Source organism: Variovorax sp. LjRoot290, assembly GCF_964253985.1.
In the GTDB taxonomy this organism is placed as follows: domain Bacteria; phylum Pseudomonadota; class Gammaproteobacteria; order Burkholderiales; family Burkholderiaceae_C; genus Variovorax.
On the sequence record NZ_CAXURW020000001.1, the window covers coordinates 4,275,171 to 4,288,862 of the forward strand.

Consider the following 13,692-nt stretch of genomic DNA (forward strand, 5'->3'; position numbering starts at 1 on the left):
CCCGGACGCAATTTGACACAGGTGCCTTGAGAGAACCAGCTTTCCCCCGGAAAAGGAGCCTTCACCAGTCACCACGACAGGCGGAGAAGGACATGTTGAACTTCGGAAGGCGTTATGCCGCATCGCGGATCTTGAAGAGCCTGATCATGAACAAGGTGCTGGTGCCGGAGTTCTCACAGCGTGCTGCGGCGAACCATCCCCAGATGGTGGTCTTCTCGTCGGACCTGATCGGCCAGGGCATCAATATGTACGGCTACTGGGAGTTTGAGGAACTCGAGGTCCTCGCGCAGTGGCTCAAGGCGAACGGCCACGTAGGCGGTGCGATGCTCGACGTCGGCGCGAACATCGGCAACCACAGCATCTTCATGTCGCGGTACTTCGAAGCCGTTCACGCGATCGAGCCGAACCCCAGGTCGTACGAGGTCCTTGCCCTCAACTCAAACTTGGCAGAGAACATTCACTGCCACCAGGTTGCAGCATCGGACACAAACGGGACGCTGCGCTTCGAGCAGGAGGCGGGAAATATTGGAGGCACGTACGTGCTTCCAGAGGGCTGGCAGCCCACAGGAAAGGCGATGGAGTTGCCCTGCCGCCGGCTTGACGAGGAAGTGGCGGACGTGCGCGACATTCGGCTCGTCAAGATCGACGTCGAAGGCCACGAATATGCAGCAATCCAGGGAATGAAGGGCATTCTGGACCGCGACTCGCCCATATTGGTCTTCGAGCAGCACTTCGGCGAGTTCGTGGATGGCAAGTCGAAGGTAGTGGAACTGCTGCGCAGCTATGGCTACACGGAGTTCCATTCCATCGATCGCATACCCTCAACGCACAATGCGGGGAAGCTCGGGAAGCTCTGGTTCTTCGCATGCTCGCTGGTGCGGGGCATGCGCATTGAAGTTCGCCCCCTCGATGAGGTGCCGCCCGGGTTCTACGAGATGCTGATCGCGCGCAAGCCGTTGCTTGCGGAGAAGACATAGGCTCAGCCTATGGACATATCCACATTTCGCATTTTTCAGCCACCGCGGCAACCAGGAAACTTGCGTCACAGGGTCGGTCAAGGGCCCCGAACGCATTCCATCAGAAACAAGTCCGCTCATGTCCGACCGCGACAACACCCCTGGCGCATGGCACGAATCACCGACGGACTACCTTGCGGGATGGCGTAGCGTCATTGCTGGATGCAGGCGTGCGAGTTGATCCTAGTGAGACTGTCACCCTTAACCATCAGTTAAGACCGACTAAACAAGATGCGAATTGTCGGCGTGCCTCCGAATCGTGAGGATGCAAGGCGCCGACGCCGTCGGACCACCACAAAAAGCAGGAGACAGCATGCACCCCAGAAGCCTGATCGGGCGTCAGTCGCGCCTGCCCTGGCTCGCGGCTGCGGCCACGGCGGCGACCGTTGCTGCCGCGCCGGCCGAGGCCCGTGTCACTCGCATCGTGATCGACAGTGTCACGCCACTCACGGGGCAGGCGATCCTGTACGAGCAAATCCGCGGCCGCGCCTTCGGCGAGCTCGACCCGAACGATCCGCACAACAGCGTCATCACCGACATCAAGCTGGGAACGGACGCCGATGGCAAGGTGCGCTACGAGACCACATTCAATCTGGTGAAGCCGGTCGACATGAACCGCTCCAGTGGCTTCCTCTGGCATGACGTGCCCAACCGTGGCGGCGCCGGCACCATCGTCGTCGACGAACGCGAGCTGGGCGATATCGGCTTGCGCAGCGGCTGGCAGGCCGACAACGCCGGCAATACAGGCATTGCCGCCAATCGCGCGGCGGGTACCAATCACTGGGTGGCAGTGCCCATCGCGAAGATCGACGGCACGGCGGTCACCGGCAACGTCTTCGCGCGCATCGTCAACCAGAGCGGTGCGGACTCCAAGCCGCTGACGGTGCAATCGAACCCTATGCCCTACCTTCCAGCAACGCTGGACACGACCAAGGCGACACTGAAGACGCACACCAAGGAAACCGTCGACGGCGTCATCACCGAGGGTCCGAGCATCGCCGCGGGCGACTGGGCGTTCGCGAAATGCGACGCCAGCAATCCGTTCCCCGGTACTCCGATCGACAACAACCCCGCCAACGCGCCCGGCAATCTGCCCGTGCACATCTGTTTGCGGAACGGCTTCGATCCCAACCTGCTGTACCAGGTGGTGTACCCGGCGCAAAACGCTTACATCCTGGGCGTGGGCATGGCGGCATTCCGCGACGTCGGGACCTTCTTCCGCTACGAGACCGCCGACGACTTCGGCACGCGAAATCCGATCGCCGGCTTCGTCAAGGGCACGGCGGTGCGGGGCGTGTCGCAGTCCGGAAACATGGTGCGCCAGTTCATCTTCATGGGCCTGAACCAGGACGAACGCAAGCGCAAGGTCTACGACGGGGCCTGGCCGATCATCGCGGGCCGCCGGGTGGCCGCCAACTCGCGCTGGGCCCAGCCGGACGGCGTGCTGGAACTCTACCAGCAGGGCAGCGAAGGCCCGCAGTGGTGGGTGGACTGGGCGGACCCGGTGCGCAACCAGCCCGCCGGCAGCATCTTCTCGCGTTGCAACACGAACAACACCTGCCCGAAGGTGATCGAGCATTTCGGGTCGGCCGAGGTGTACGCACTGAAGCTGACGCCCGAGTGGATCGGCACGGCCGGCGACGCGGACATCCCGCTGACTCGCAACGTTCGCCGCTACTACGTGCCGAGCACCAACCACGGCGGCGGCGCAGGCAGCTTCACGCACATCCCGACGACCACCACCGGCCCCACCTGTCCCGGCAACAACTTTGGTCGCGCCACGTTGGCGGCGAACCCGGTGCCGCACACGGAGATCACCAACGTGCTGCGCCTGGCCATGCGCGACTGGGTGCTTAAGGGTACGCCGCCGCCGCCGAGCCGGTGGCCCACGCTCGCGGGCAAGACGCTGGTCGAGGCGAACAAGGAGGCGATGGGCTTCCCGGACGGCGTGCCCGGCATCCCGGATTCGATCTTCCTGCCGGAGAACTTTGCGTTTCCGGTGTTCGACTACGACTGGGGCCCGCAATTCAACCACGCGGAAGCTTCCGGCGTGCCCACCAACGTGCCGCCGCCCATCAAGAAGGTCATCCCGATGAAGGTACCGAAGGTCGACGCCGACGGCAACGAGATCGCGGGCGTACCCACCGTGCTCGTGATGGCTCCGCTGGGCACCTACCTGGGCTTCAACATCACCGCTGCGGGTTTCCATCAGGGGCAGGTGTGCAACTATGTGGGCGGCTATGTGCCGTTCGCCCGGACGCGTGCCGAGCGGATCGCCCGTGGCGACCCGCGCCTCTCGCTCGAGGAGCGCTACGGCAATCACGAGGGCTACGTGGCCGCGGTGCGAGCCGCCGCCGAGAAGGCGTTCGCCGAGGGCTTCCTTCTCCCCGCGGACCGTGAGCGTCTCATCCGTCAGGCGTCCGACAGCGCTGTGCTCCGCTGACGAGGAGAGAAATGCGCTACCAGCATCGCCTTCTCAGGATTCATGAAGTGCTGGCGGAGACGCTGCTGAGCGAAGCCGCGCTCTCGATCATTTCCACGAGCGCGGCTGCGGACGTCGACAGTTCCGGGCGGCTCCGCATTGCCAGCAGCAGCACGCGTTCCATCTCGATGCCTTCGAGGCCGACCTGCACGAGGTTGAGGGCTTGGGCATAGAGAGCGGCAGCCGCGCGTGGCAGGATCGCCAGGCCGAGCCCGCATGCGACCATGCGGCACATCGAATCGAAGCTGCGCACCTGCACCCGGATGCGTGGTGTGCGCTTCACCGCGTCGGCCGCCGCCATCACCTTGCGCGTGAGCGATGCGCTTCGCGCCAGAGTGACCAGGTCATAGTCGAACACGTTCACTGTGGAGGCGTTCTGCTGACTGCCCAGCGCGTGACCTGCCGGCACGAGCAGGACCAGCTGGTCGACATTGCAGACGATTGTCTCGAGGCCTTCGTGCGGCACGTTGTCGCCAATGACGGCAAGCTCCGCCAAGCCTTTCTGCACGGCGCGGATACCGTCCTCGCTCAGGGCATCTTCCATGTCGATCACGACATGGGGGTAGCGACGGGCGTACTCTGCCAGCACGCTTGGCAGGAAGCCTCCGAAAGCGGAAGGATTGGCGCACAACCGCAGGTGACCGGTGGCACCCGAGCGGAAATCGTCGACGGCCTGCACGAGCTGTTCCAGGCGCGCGATCACCTCGATCGCGTGTCGGTGCAGGGTCTGTCCCTCCGGCGTAGCGGTCACGCCGCGCTGCCCCCGCTGGAGCAGGGCGATGCCGCAATGCCGTTCGAGATCGGCGATGCGCTTGCTGGCCGCTGGGAGCGAAACGCCGAAGCGATCTGCGCCCGCGGTCAGGCTTCCTGCATCGACGACCGCGACGAAAAGGCGCAGGGAGACGAGATCGAAACGATTCAGGTTGATCATGACGAGTGGATTTGACCACTGCGGTTGCCTGCGGCCGCGAGAGACAACGCATGAAAACTGAACCGACGAACCGCTTGCACAACCCAACTCGGCAAGGCAATGCCGATCATCAGCATCTGTTTCCCACGCCCGCTTTCCAAGAAATCGAGGTTCCAAGAAACCGAGTGGGACCGCCCGGGCAAGAAAAAACCCCGGAAACCTAGGCTTGACGCGGGGTTTGCGGGGTTTTCTGAAGCTTCCTGAGACAGCTTGAAATCCGTCACTGGAGGAGAGGGAGGGATTCGAACCCTCGGTCCGTTCGCACGGACGCCTGATTTCGAGTCAGGTACATTCGACCACTCTGCCACCTCTCCGGTGTCTGTCGAGCCCGCGATTCTAGCAGAGGCTTTGGGCGCTTTTCAGGCCCGCAGCACGCCCAATCCGCCCAGATAGGGTCGAAGCGCCTCGGGCACGGTGATCGAGCCATCCGCGTTCTGGTGGTTCTCCAGCACCGCAACCAGCGTGCGGCCGACCGCCAGGCCCGAGCCGTTGAGGGTGTGCACCAGCTCGTTCTTGCCCTGTGCGTTCTTGAAGCGGGCCTGCAGGCGGCGGGCCTGGAAGGCCTCGCAGTTCGAGACCGAGCTGATCTCGCGGTAGGTGTTCTGCGCCGGCAGCCAGACCTCGAGGTCGTAGGTCTTGGTGGAACCGAAACTCATGTCGCCGGTGCACAGCAGCACCACCCGATAGGGCAGTTCCAGCGCCTGCAGCACGGCCTCGGCATGGCCGGTCATGGTTTCGAGCGCCTCGTAGCTTTTTTCGGGATGCGTGATCTGCACCATCTCGACCTTGTCGAACTGGTGCTGGCGGATCATGCCGCGCGTGTCGCGGCCCGCGCTGCCGGCCTCGGAGCGAAAGCACGGCGTGTGCGCGGTGAGCTTGATGGGCAGTTGCGACTCGGCCACGATCTCGTCGCGCACGAAATTCGTGAGCGGCACTTCGCTGGTCGGGATGAGATAGAGCGCCGAATGATCGGGCGCCGGCTCGCCGTCCTGCCCGCCCTTCTTGGCGGCGAACAGGTCGCCTTCGAACTTGGGCAGCTGGCCGGTGCCGCGCAGCGTTTCGGCGTTGACGATGTAGGGCACGTAGCACTCGGTGTAGCCGTGCTGCTCGGTCTGGATGTCGAGCATGAACTGGGCGAGCGCCCGGTGCAGGCGCGCGATCGGCCCCTTCATCACGGTGAAGCGCGAACCTGCGAGCTTGACGCCGGTCTCGAAGTCCAGTCCCAGCGGCGTGCCGAGGTCCACATGGTCCCTGGCCTCGAAGCCGAGCGCGGGCGCATCGGCGCCGCCGCCGCCCTTCGGGCTCCAGCGCCGGACCTCGAGATTCGCCGTTTCGTCATCTCCGACCGGCACACTCGGATGCGGCAGATTCGGGACCGCGAGCAGCAGAGCCTGAAGTTCGGGCTGGATGGCATCGAGCCGCACCGCCGACGACTCCTGTTCGGCCTTGAGCGCATTGACCTCGGTCATCAGCGCATCGACCGATTCGCCCTTGGCCTTCAGGGGCCCGATCTGCTTGTTGAGCGCGTTGCGGCGCGCCTGCAGCTCCTCGGTGCGGGTCTGCAGGGTCTTGCGCTCGGCCTCGAGTGCGCTGAAGCTGGCCACGTCGAGAAAGGTCTGGTTCTTCTTGCGGGTTTCGAGGCGGGCAACGACCGAGGCGAGGTCCTTGCGTAACAGAGTGATATCGAGCATCGGGCGATTTTAGGCGGGGCGTAGGATCGCTCTCCCCCTTTCAACTGACTCAAGGAGATTCGATGGAAGCCTATCTGTCCTTCAACGGAAATGCGGCCGAGGCACTGGCCTTCTACGCCAAGAGCCTGGGCGGAAAGATCCTCTTCAGCATGAGCTTCGGCGAAAGCCCGATGGGCGCCGAAACGCCGGCCGACCACAAGAACAAGATCATGCATGCCACCCTCGAAGCCCGCGGCAAGCAGATCATGGCCTCGGACTTGCCGCCCGGCATGGCCTTCGACGGCTACAAGGGCTTTTCGCTCTCGGTGCAGGCCAAGGATGTGAAAGAAGGCGAACAGCTCTTCAAGGCGCTGTCCGAGGGCGGGAAAGTCACCATGCCCTACGCCGCCACTTTCTGGTCCCCCGGCTTCGGCATGCTGGAAGACAAGTTCGGCGTGCCGTGGATGGTCAACGTCGACCAGCCGCCGGCCTGAGGGCCTGTTCAGTCCCTAAGCCAGGCTCGCCGGGTCCACGTTCGCGCCGCAGACGATCAGGCAGAGCTTCTCGCCTTCGCGCGGTACATAGGCGCCGCTTTGCAGCGCGGCCAGCGGCAAGGCGGCCGCCGGCTCGACGGCCAGCTTGAGCTCCTTCCAGAGCCACAGCTGCGCCGCGCGGATCGCCTCGTCGGGCAGGAGCAGCGCATCGCGCACATGGCGCTGCGTGATGTCCCAGGCGATCGCGCCGATGCGCCTTGCGCCGAGCGAATCGGCCGCGACGCCGCCGACCTCGACATCGACCGGCTCGCCCGCTTCGCGCGCCCGATACAGCGTCGGCGCGCGCTCCGGCTCGAGCGCGACCACGCGGCTGCGCTGCTCGAACCAGGCCGCCAGCCCGCCGATCAGCCCGCCGCCGCCGACGCTGACCAGCACCGCGTCCGGCAGGCCGCCCTGCTGCTCGATCTCGCGACCGAGCGTACCGGCGCCGGCCACCACCTCGGGCTGGTCGTAGGCATGGGTGAGCAGCGCACCGCTTTCGCGCTGCCGTTCGAGGCAGGCGGCCAGCGCATCGCCGTACATCTCGCCGCCCACCACCACCGTCGCGCCCAGCGCACGCAGGCGCGCGCGCTTGGCTTCGGGCGACACCGTGGGCAGGAACACCTCGCAATGCACGCCGAGCGCGTGCGCGGCCGCCGCTGTGGCAATGCCGGCATTGCCGCCAGAAGCCACGATCGCGCCGCTTTCCGGAATCTCGTTGGCCAGCAAACGATTCATCATGCCGCGCGCCTTGAAGCTGCCGCTGGCCTGCAGATGCTCGAGCTTGAGCCAGACTTCGACGCCCGGCACTTCCACACCCAGCGCACGGCCTGACAGCTTCCACAGCGGCGTCTCGCGCAAAAAATGCGGCGCGCGCTCGTGCAGGCGGCGGGCGGCGGCCTCGATGTCGCGGCGCCAGTCGATGGTTGCGGCGCCGCTCACGAGATATGACCCGGTGCGGGAATGTCGTCGAGCTTCAGGCCCTTGGGCAGCGGGAACTTGAGCGTCTCCTCGATGCCGTCCATCTTGCGCACCGACACCGCCCCCAGCGCCTTGACGCGCTCGATCACCTCGCGCACCAGCACCTCGGGCGCCGAAGCGCCGGCCGTCAAGCCGACACGGCTCTTGCCCTCGAACCATTCGGGCTGGAGCTCAGCGGCCGAATCGACCATGTAGCTCTCGGTGCCCAGCCGTTGCGCCAGCTCGCGCAGCCGGTTGCTGTTGGAGCTGGTCGGGCTGCCCACCACGATCACCAGGTCAACCTGCGGGCTCAGCAGCTTCACGGCGTCCTGCCGGTTCTGGGTGGCATAGCAGATGTCCTGCTGCTTGGGCTCGCGCACGTTCGGAAAACGCGCGCGCACCGCGGCCGAGATCTCGGCCGCATCGTCGACCGACAGCGTGGTCTGCGTGACGACGGCCAGCTTGTCGGTCTGCGCGGGCGATACGTGCGCGACGTCATCCACGTCTTCCACCAGGTGGATGCCGCTCGACAGCTGCCCCATCGTGCCTTCGACCTCGGGGTGGCCCTTGTGGCCGATCATGATGAACTCGTAGCCTTCCTTCGCGAGCTTGGCGACCTCGACGTGCACCTTGGTCACCAGCGGGCAGGTGGCATCGAAGACCTCGAAGCCGCGCTCGCGCGCCTCGGCCTGCACCGCCTTGCTGACGCCGTGCGCGCTGAACACCAGCGTAGAGCCCGGCGGCACCTCGGCCAGGTCCTCGATGAAGATCGCGCCCTTGGCCTTGAGCTCGTTGACCACGTAGGTGTTGTGCACGATCTCGTGGCGCACGTAGATCGGCGCGCCGAACTTGGCGAGCGCGCGCTCGACGATCTCGATCGCGCGGTCGACGCCGGCGCAGAAGCCGCGCGGTTCGGCCAGGATGACCTCTTGCACGCCGGTTGAACTGGCCCCCACGCTCGGCACTGGCGTGTCCTCGCTGCCCCCCGAGGGGGCCTTCGCACCTTGGGGCGGCCCGGCGGTGCTCACAACACGCCGATCAGTCGGACCTCGAAGGTCACGGGCTGACCTGCGAGCGGATGGTTGAAGTCGAAGCGCACCGCGGTCTCGTTCGACTCGATCACCGCGCCGGCGTAGCTGCCGCTGCCATCGGGCGTGGGGAACTGCACCACGTCGCCGACCGCGTACTGCTCGTCGGGGTCGCCCATCTGAGCGAGCAGCTTGCGCGCCACCCACTGCTGCATCTCGGGGTTGCGCTCGCCGAAGGCGTCGCCGGCCGGCAGCTCGAAGGTGGCGTGCGTGCCTTCTTCCAGCCCCAGCAGCCGCTGCTCGACCGCGGGCGAGAGCTCGCCGGTGCCCAGCGACAGCGTGGCGGGCTTGTCGTTGAAAGTGTTGATGATGTCGCCCGCCGGCCCGGCCAGCCGGTAGTGCAGCGTGAGAAAGGAGCCGGGCGTGACGACGGTGGTGGTGGAGGACAAGATGGGGGATCGCTAGAGACTGGGCCTGTATTTTAAGGAGGGGCCCTTGAGCCCGCATAAATCATGTCTTTCAAGGATCTGCCGGCCGCGGCGCGCCCGCGCGAAAAGCTCATCGCGCAGGGCGCCGCTGCGCTCGGCGATGCCGAGTTGCTGGCCCTGCTGCTGCGCACCGGCGTGGCGGGCAAGAACGTGCTGCAGCTCGCCCAGGAGCTGCGCGACAGCTTCGGCGGGCTGGCCGGGCTCCTCCATGCCGGGCTCGACGACCTCAAACGCATCAAGGGCCTGGGCCCGTGGCCAGACCCTGTCGATGGCCGAGCGCGGCCTGGTCTGAGCAAGAGACGACGAAGCCTTATCCTGAGCCCCATGCCTCTCCCACCCAAAGCCATCAAGAGCCTCGCCGACCTGAAAACGCTGCAGCACAAGCTGGCCGAACAGCGCGAGCGCGAAGCCGCCGCGGCCGCTGCGCGCGCGGCCGCCGAGAAGAAGCGCCTGGCCGAACAGGACCTGTTCGCCCGCGCGATCGGCGCCACCCAGCCGCTGCGCCGCAAGGCCGCCGTGCCGCTGGCGCCCGAGCCGCCGGCGCCGATCCCGGTGCAGCATCAACTGGACGAAGAGCGCGTGCTGCGCGAATCGCTGTCCGACGAGTTCGACGTCACCACGCTGCTCGATGCCGACGATGCGATGAGCTTTCGCCGCCCGGGCATCCACACCGACGTGACGCGCAAATTGCGCGCGGGCGAATGGTCGATCCAGCGCCAGATCGACCTGCACGGCATGCGCAGCGACGAGGCCCGCGAGGCGCTCGGTGCCTTCATCCGCGATGCCTACAAGCAGGGCCTGCGCTGCGTGCGCGTGGTGCACGGCAAGGGGCTGGGCTCGCCGGGACGCCAGCCGGTCCTCAAGGCCAAGGTGCAGCGCTGGCTGATCCAGAAGAGCGAGACGCTGGCTTTCGTGCAGGCCAAGCCGGCCGAGGGTGGAGCCGGCGCGCTGCTGGTGCTGCTGGCGCCGGCGCGGCGCTAGCCGCTTCTGTTTCGCATCCAGTCGGCGGTCTGGAAGAAAGAGTCACGAAGCCGGGCACGCAAGGCTTCCGGCACCCCTGTCTCCCCCATCGCCTGGTCCATGCAGGCCAGCCACTGGTCGCGCTCCTTGATGCCGATCGAATGCCCGCCGATGCTCTGCGGCAGGTGCCGCGCGCGCAGCATCGGATGGCCGAATCGGTCGGTGTAGTGCTGCGGGCCGCCGAGCCAGCCGCAGAGAAACCAGAACAGCCGCTGGCGCGCGTTGTCGAGCGTCGTGCCATGCACGGCGCGCAGTTGCGCATAGGCCGGTTCCAGCTCCATCAGGTCGTAGAAGCGCTCGACCAGCGCGTGGACCTTGGCTTCGCCGCCGATCCATTCGAAGGGCGTGTCGAAGGGCGGCTTGTCTTGAATCTGCATGCCGGCAGTATGCATATGTGAAAGAGCTATTTCTCGGCGCAGGCTTTTGTTGCTATGGTGCGGGCCGACTTCCACTGGAGATAACAACATGCGTTTCCGAATCGCCGCTTCCGCCTTCGCCGCGGCCGCCCTGCTCCTGGGCACCGCCGTCCATGCCGACCAACTCGCCGATATCAAGAAAAAGGGCCAACTGGTCGTCGGCGTGCTCGGCACCGACGAGCCCGCCACCTTCATCGATCCCAAGACGCGCGAGATCATCGGCTACGAGGTCGATCTGGTGAACGCGATCGCCAAGAAGATCGGCGTCAAGCCGGTGCTGAAGCAGATCGCCGTCGCGGCGCGCATTCCCGAGCTGCAGCAGGGCCATGTCGACCTGGTGGCCGCCGGCCTCACGCACAACAAGGAGCGCGAGGCGCAGATCGACTTCTCGCTGACCACCTTCGTCACCGGCCAGAAGGCCATCGTCAAGAAGGACAGCGGCATCACCGCGGTGCCGCAGCTCTCGGGCAAGAAGGTGCTGACCATCCGCGGCGGCACGCAGGAGCCCAATATCAAGAAGGCCGTGCCCGGCGCCGAGGTCGTGACCTTCGACACCAGCCAGCAGGCCTTCCAGGCGCTGCAGCAGGGCAAGGGCGTGGGCTATGTCGACGACGAGGCCGCGCTGCTCAACAGCTACGCCAAGCTCGGCCCGCAGAAGGCGCAGTACGTGGTGCTGCCGCAGAACCTCAGCACCGAGGCGCTGGCCATCGGCATCAGGAAGGGCGAGACCGGCCTCAAGGCGGTGGTCGACGACACGCTGCGCGAGCTCGAGAAATCGGGCGAGGCCGAGAAGATCTTCTTCAAGTGGTACGGCCCGAAGACCAAGTCGGGCTTCGACAAGCGCAGCTTCAAGATCGAGACCGACAAGATCGACAGCTGAGCCCGCGCCGGGCATCCGCGGCGCCGGATGCGTAGGATGTGCCCCGCGCCCGTACGACGCGGGCGCCGACGTATCCGTTCATGCTGCCCTTCGACTACTCCCTGCTCATCACGGGGAAGTACCACGACATGCTCGTCGCGGGCTTCCTGCTGTCGCTGCAACTGCTGGCCGCCTCGCTGATGCTGGCGCTGCCCATCGCGCTGGTGGTGGCGCTGCTGCGCCTGGCGCCGGCCGCGCCGCTGCGCTGGCTGGGCTTCGCCTATGTCGAGTCGATACGCAACATCCCGCTGCTCGCGCATATGCTCTTCTGGTACTTCGGTGCGCCCGAGCTCCTGCCCGAGGACATCAAGCAGCGCCTCTACGCCGGCCGCATCGAGGCGATGAGCGCGGTGGTCGCGCTGGGCCTCTACGCCGCGGCCTACATGGCCGAAGACATCCGCAGCGGCATCCGCGCGATCCCCGCGGTGCAGATGGAAGCCGGCCGGGCGCTCGGCTTCGGCTTTCTCGCGACCATGCGCCGCATCATCCTGCCGCAGGCGCTGCGCGTCACGATCCCGCCCCTCATCTCGCAGACGCTCAATCTCTGGAAAGGCACCAGCATCGCGACCGTGATCGGCGTGGCCGAGCTCATGTACCAGGCCGGGCAGGTCGAGAGCGCGACCTTCCGCAGCGCCGAATCCTTCGCCTTCGCCACGGCGGCCTATCTCACGGTGTCGATGATCATCACCGGCGCGGCCAGCTGGTACCAGCACCGCTTTCCGCCGAGGGCCGCATGATCGAGCTGGTCCAGACCTACTGGATCTACTTCCTGATCGGCCAATACCCCAACGGCCCGCTGGGCGGCCTCGCACTCACCGTGCTGCTGGCCGCGCTAGGGCTGGTGCTCGCCCTGCCCTTCGGCCTGCTGCTGGGCCTGGCGCGCGTCGCCCCCTGGCGCTGGCTGCGCTGGCCGGTCACCACCGTGGCCTTCGTGGTGCGCGGCACGCCGCTGCTCATGGTGGTGTTCTGGGCCTACTTCTTCCTGCCCAGCGTGACCGGCGTCAAGACCGACCAGTTCAGCACCATGCTGATCGCGCTGGTGGTGTTCGACGGCATCTACATCGGCGAGATCGTGCGCGCCGGCATCCTGGGCGTGCCGCGCGGCCAGGTCGAGAGCGCGCGTTCGCTGGGCCTGGGCTACGGCCGCGCGATGCGCTTCGTGGTGCTGCCGCAGGCGCTGCGCAGCATGCTGCCATCGCTGGTGAACCAGTTCGTCTCCACCATCAAGGAGACCTCGCTGGGCTACATCATCGGGCTGGCGGAGGTGTCCTTCATCGCCTCGCAGATCAACACCCAGGTCTTCACCAAGCCGGTACAGGTCTACCTGGTGCTCGGCTTCACGTACTTCGTCATGTGCTTCGGCCTCTCGCGCTTCGCCTACTGGCTGGAGGCGCGCACCAGCCGGCGCACGCTCGTCCGCTCTGCACCGAAAGCACCCGCATGATCCAGTTCGACAACGTCAACAAGTGGTACGGCGACTACCAGGCGCTGGTCGAGGTGAACGAGACCATCGCCCGCGGCGAGGTCGTGGTGGTCTGCGGGCCTTCGGGCTCGGGCAAGTCCACGCTGATCCGCACCATCAACCGGCTCGAGCCGATCCAGTCGGGCCACATCACGGTCGATGGCCGCGACATCCATGCGCGCGGCATCGACCTCAACGACTTCCGCTCGCACATCGGCTTCGTGTTCCAGCAGTTCAACCTGTTCCCGCATCTCACGGTGCTCGGCAACTGCACGCTGGCGCCGATCCAGCTGCGCGGCCTTTCGCGCGCCGAGGCGACGGAACGCGCGATGGCCCTGCTCGATCGCGTCGGCCTGGCCCACAAGGCGAGCGCCTTTCCGTCCGAACTCTCGGGCGGCCAGCAGCAGCGCGTGGCGATCGCACGCGCGCTGGCCATGCAACCGCCGCTGATGCTCTTCGACGAGCCCACCAGCGCGCTCGACCCCGAGATGGTCGGCGAGGTGCTGCTGGTGATGCGCGACCTCACGCGCGAAGGCATGACCATGGTGGTCGTGACGCACGAGATGGGCTTCGCGCGCGACGTGGCCGATCGCGTGCTCTTCATGGACGCCGGCCGCGTGCTCGAACGCGCGACGCCCGACGACTTCTTCAACCGGCCGCAACACCCGCGCGCCCAGCAGTTTCTTGCCGACATCCGCACGCCCTTCGCGCATGCCGTTTGATACCCT

General features: G+C 66.2%; 14 protein-coding genes, 1 tRNA gene and 1 pseudogene. 9 read left to right on the forward strand and 7 right to left on the reverse strand.

Features of this window, described 5'->3' with window-relative positions:
* Positions 1-146: 146 nt before the first annotated feature.
* Positions 147-977, forward strand: coding sequence for an FkbM family methyltransferase (locus tag ACSQ9A_RS21260; protein WP_436305062.1), 831 nt, complete (start codon positions 147-149; stop codon positions 975-977).
* Between the two features lie 352 nt (positions 978-1,329).
* Positions 1,330-3,459, forward strand: a complete 2,130-nt coding sequence (locus ACSQ9A_RS21265) for an alpha/beta hydrolase domain-containing protein (protein ID WP_436305063.1) — start codon at positions 1,330-1,332, stop codon at positions 3,457-3,459.
* 40 nt (positions 3,460-3,499) lie between these two features.
* Here the strand turns inward: ACSQ9A_RS21265 and ACSQ9A_RS21270 are convergent, their stop codons facing one another.
* The 3 genes from ACSQ9A_RS21270 to serS all read right to left on the reverse strand — a co-directional run bounded on the left by ACSQ9A_RS21270 (position 3,500) and on the right by serS (position 6,159).
* A complete protein-coding gene (locus tag ACSQ9A_RS21270; protein WP_093106030.1) occupies positions 3,500-4,429 on the reverse strand; it encodes a LysR family transcriptional regulator in 930 nt (309 codons plus the stop codon).
* Between the two features lie 263 nt (positions 4,430-4,692).
* A tRNA-Ser gene (locus ACSQ9A_RS21275) sits at positions 4,693-4,782 on the reverse strand.
* Positions 4,783-4,827: 45 nt separating this feature from the next.
* A complete protein-coding gene (gene serS, locus ACSQ9A_RS21280; RefSeq protein ID WP_436305064.1) occupies positions 4,828-6,159 on the reverse strand; it encodes a serine--tRNA ligase in 1,332 nt (443 codons plus the stop codon).
* Positions 6,160-6,221: 62 nt separating this feature from the next.
* Between serS and ACSQ9A_RS21285 the strand changes: the two genes are divergently transcribed.
* Positions 6,222-6,632 carry a VOC family protein gene (locus tag ACSQ9A_RS21285; RefSeq protein ID WP_093106022.1) on the forward strand — a complete coding sequence of 137 codons (411 nt, stop codon included), beginning with the start codon at positions 6,222-6,224 and terminating at the stop codon, positions 6,630-6,632.
* A gap of 15 nt (positions 6,633-6,647) precedes the next feature.
* Here ACSQ9A_RS21285 and ACSQ9A_RS21290 read toward each other — a convergent pair whose 3' ends face one another.
* From ACSQ9A_RS21290 to ACSQ9A_RS21300, 3 genes are all read right to left on the reverse strand, one after another.
* The gene (locus ACSQ9A_RS21290; protein ID WP_436305065.1) at positions 6,648-7,613 is read right to left on the reverse strand and encodes a threonine/serine dehydratase; all 966 of its coding nucleotides are present in this window, start codon (positions 7,611-7,613) and stop codon (positions 6,648-6,650) included.
* Positions 7,610-8,566 (reverse strand): 4-hydroxy-3-methylbut-2-enyl diphosphate reductase, encoded by a 957-nt coding sequence (gene ispH / locus ACSQ9A_RS21295; RefSeq protein ID WP_436296417.1) that lies wholly within the window; start codon positions 8,564-8,566, stop codon positions 7,610-7,612. The genes ACSQ9A_RS21290 and ispH overlap by 4 nt, the downstream gene beginning before the upstream one ends.
* 89 nt (positions 8,567-8,655) lie before the next feature.
* Positions 8,656-9,108 carry an FKBP-type peptidyl-prolyl cis-trans isomerase gene (locus ACSQ9A_RS21300; protein WP_436305066.1) on the reverse strand — a complete coding sequence of 151 codons (453 nt, stop codon included), beginning with the start codon at positions 9,106-9,108 and terminating at the stop codon, positions 8,656-8,658.
* Positions 9,109-9,171: 63 nt separating this feature from the next.
* On the opposite strand from ACSQ9A_RS21300, the pseudogene ACSQ9A_RS21305 reads away from it, so the two are divergent.
* Together ACSQ9A_RS21305 and ACSQ9A_RS21310 are read left to right on the forward strand one after the other, a co-directional pair.
* Positions 9,172-9,339 (forward strand): annotated as a pseudogene (locus tag ACSQ9A_RS21305) (UPF0758 domain-containing protein); the annotation flags it as partial.
* Between the two features lie 132 nt (positions 9,340-9,471).
* Complete coding sequence (locus tag ACSQ9A_RS21310) at positions 9,472-10,128, forward strand: Smr/MutS family protein (RefSeq protein ID WP_436293393.1); 657 nt, start codon at positions 9,472-9,474, stop codon at positions 10,126-10,128.
* Here the strand turns inward: ACSQ9A_RS21310 and ACSQ9A_RS21315 are convergent.
* The gene (locus ACSQ9A_RS21315) at positions 10,125-10,544 is read right to left on the reverse strand and encodes a group II truncated hemoglobin (RefSeq protein ID WP_093106012.1); all 420 of its coding nucleotides are present in this window, start codon (positions 10,542-10,544) and stop codon (positions 10,125-10,127) included. The genes ACSQ9A_RS21310 and ACSQ9A_RS21315 overlap by 4 nt on opposite strands.
* 88 nt (positions 10,545-10,632) lie before the next feature.
* Between ACSQ9A_RS21315 and ACSQ9A_RS21320 the strand changes: the two genes are divergently transcribed.
* From ACSQ9A_RS21320 to ACSQ9A_RS21335, 4 genes are all read left to right on the forward strand, one after another.
* Positions 10,633-11,463, forward strand: coding sequence for an ABC transporter substrate-binding protein (locus tag ACSQ9A_RS21320; RefSeq protein WP_436305067.1), 831 nt, complete (start codon positions 10,633-10,635; stop codon positions 11,461-11,463).
* An 80-nt stretch (positions 11,464-11,543) separates the two neighbouring features.
* The gene (locus tag ACSQ9A_RS21325; protein WP_436306336.1) at positions 11,544-12,239 is read left to right on the forward strand and encodes an amino acid ABC transporter permease; all 696 of its coding nucleotides are present in this window, start codon (positions 11,544-11,546) and stop codon (positions 12,237-12,239) included.
* Positions 12,236-12,946, forward strand: a complete 711-nt coding sequence (locus ACSQ9A_RS21330) for an amino acid ABC transporter permease (protein WP_093106007.1) — start codon at positions 12,236-12,238, stop codon at positions 12,944-12,946. Before ACSQ9A_RS21325 ends, ACSQ9A_RS21330 begins: the two co-directional genes overlap by 4 nt.
* Positions 12,943-13,686, forward strand: a complete 744-nt coding sequence (locus ACSQ9A_RS21335) for an amino acid ABC transporter ATP-binding protein (RefSeq protein WP_436293392.1) — start codon at positions 12,943-12,945, stop codon at positions 13,684-13,686. Before ACSQ9A_RS21330 ends, ACSQ9A_RS21335 begins: the two co-directional genes overlap by 4 nt.
* Positions 13,687-13,692 lie beyond the last annotated feature (6 nt).

Coding starts and splice junctions, on each gene's coding strand:
- ACSQ9A_RS21260 (WP_436305062.1), top strand. CDS start 147: ATGAACAAGGTGCTGGTGCCGGAGTTCTCACAGCGTGCTGCGGCGAAC.
- ACSQ9A_RS21265 (WP_436305063.1), top strand. CDS start 1,330: ATGCACCCCAGAAGCCTGATCGGGCGTCAGTCGCGCCTGCCCTGGCTC.
- ACSQ9A_RS21270 (WP_093106030.1), bottom strand. CDS start 4,429: ATGATCAACCTGAATCGTTTCGATCTCGTCTCCCTGCGCCTTTTCGTC.
- serS (WP_436305064.1), bottom strand. CDS start 6,159: ATGCTCGATATCACTCTGTTACGCAAGGACCTCGCCTCGGTCGTTGCC.
- ACSQ9A_RS21285 (WP_093106022.1), top strand. CDS start 6,222: ATGGAAGCCTATCTGTCCTTCAACGGAAATGCGGCCGAGGCACTGGCC.
- ACSQ9A_RS21310 (WP_436293393.1), top strand. CDS start 9,472: ATGCCTCTCCCACCCAAAGCCATCAAGAGCCTCGCCGACCTGAAAACG.
- ACSQ9A_RS21315 (WP_093106012.1), bottom strand. CDS start 10,544: ATGCAGATTCAAGACAAGCCGCCCTTCGACACGCCCTTCGAATGGATC.
- ACSQ9A_RS21320 (WP_436305067.1), top strand. CDS start 10,633: ATGCGTTTCCGAATCGCCGCTTCCGCCTTCGCCGCGGCCGCCCTGCTC.
- ACSQ9A_RS21325 (WP_436306336.1), top strand. CDS start 11,544: ATGCTGCCCTTCGACTACTCCCTGCTCATCACGGGGAAGTACCACGAC.
- ACSQ9A_RS21330 (WP_093106007.1), top strand. CDS start 12,236: ATGATCGAGCTGGTCCAGACCTACTGGATCTACTTCCTGATCGGCCAA.
- ACSQ9A_RS21335 (WP_436293392.1), top strand. CDS start 12,943: ATGATCCAGTTCGACAACGTCAACAAGTGGTACGGCGACTACCAGGCG.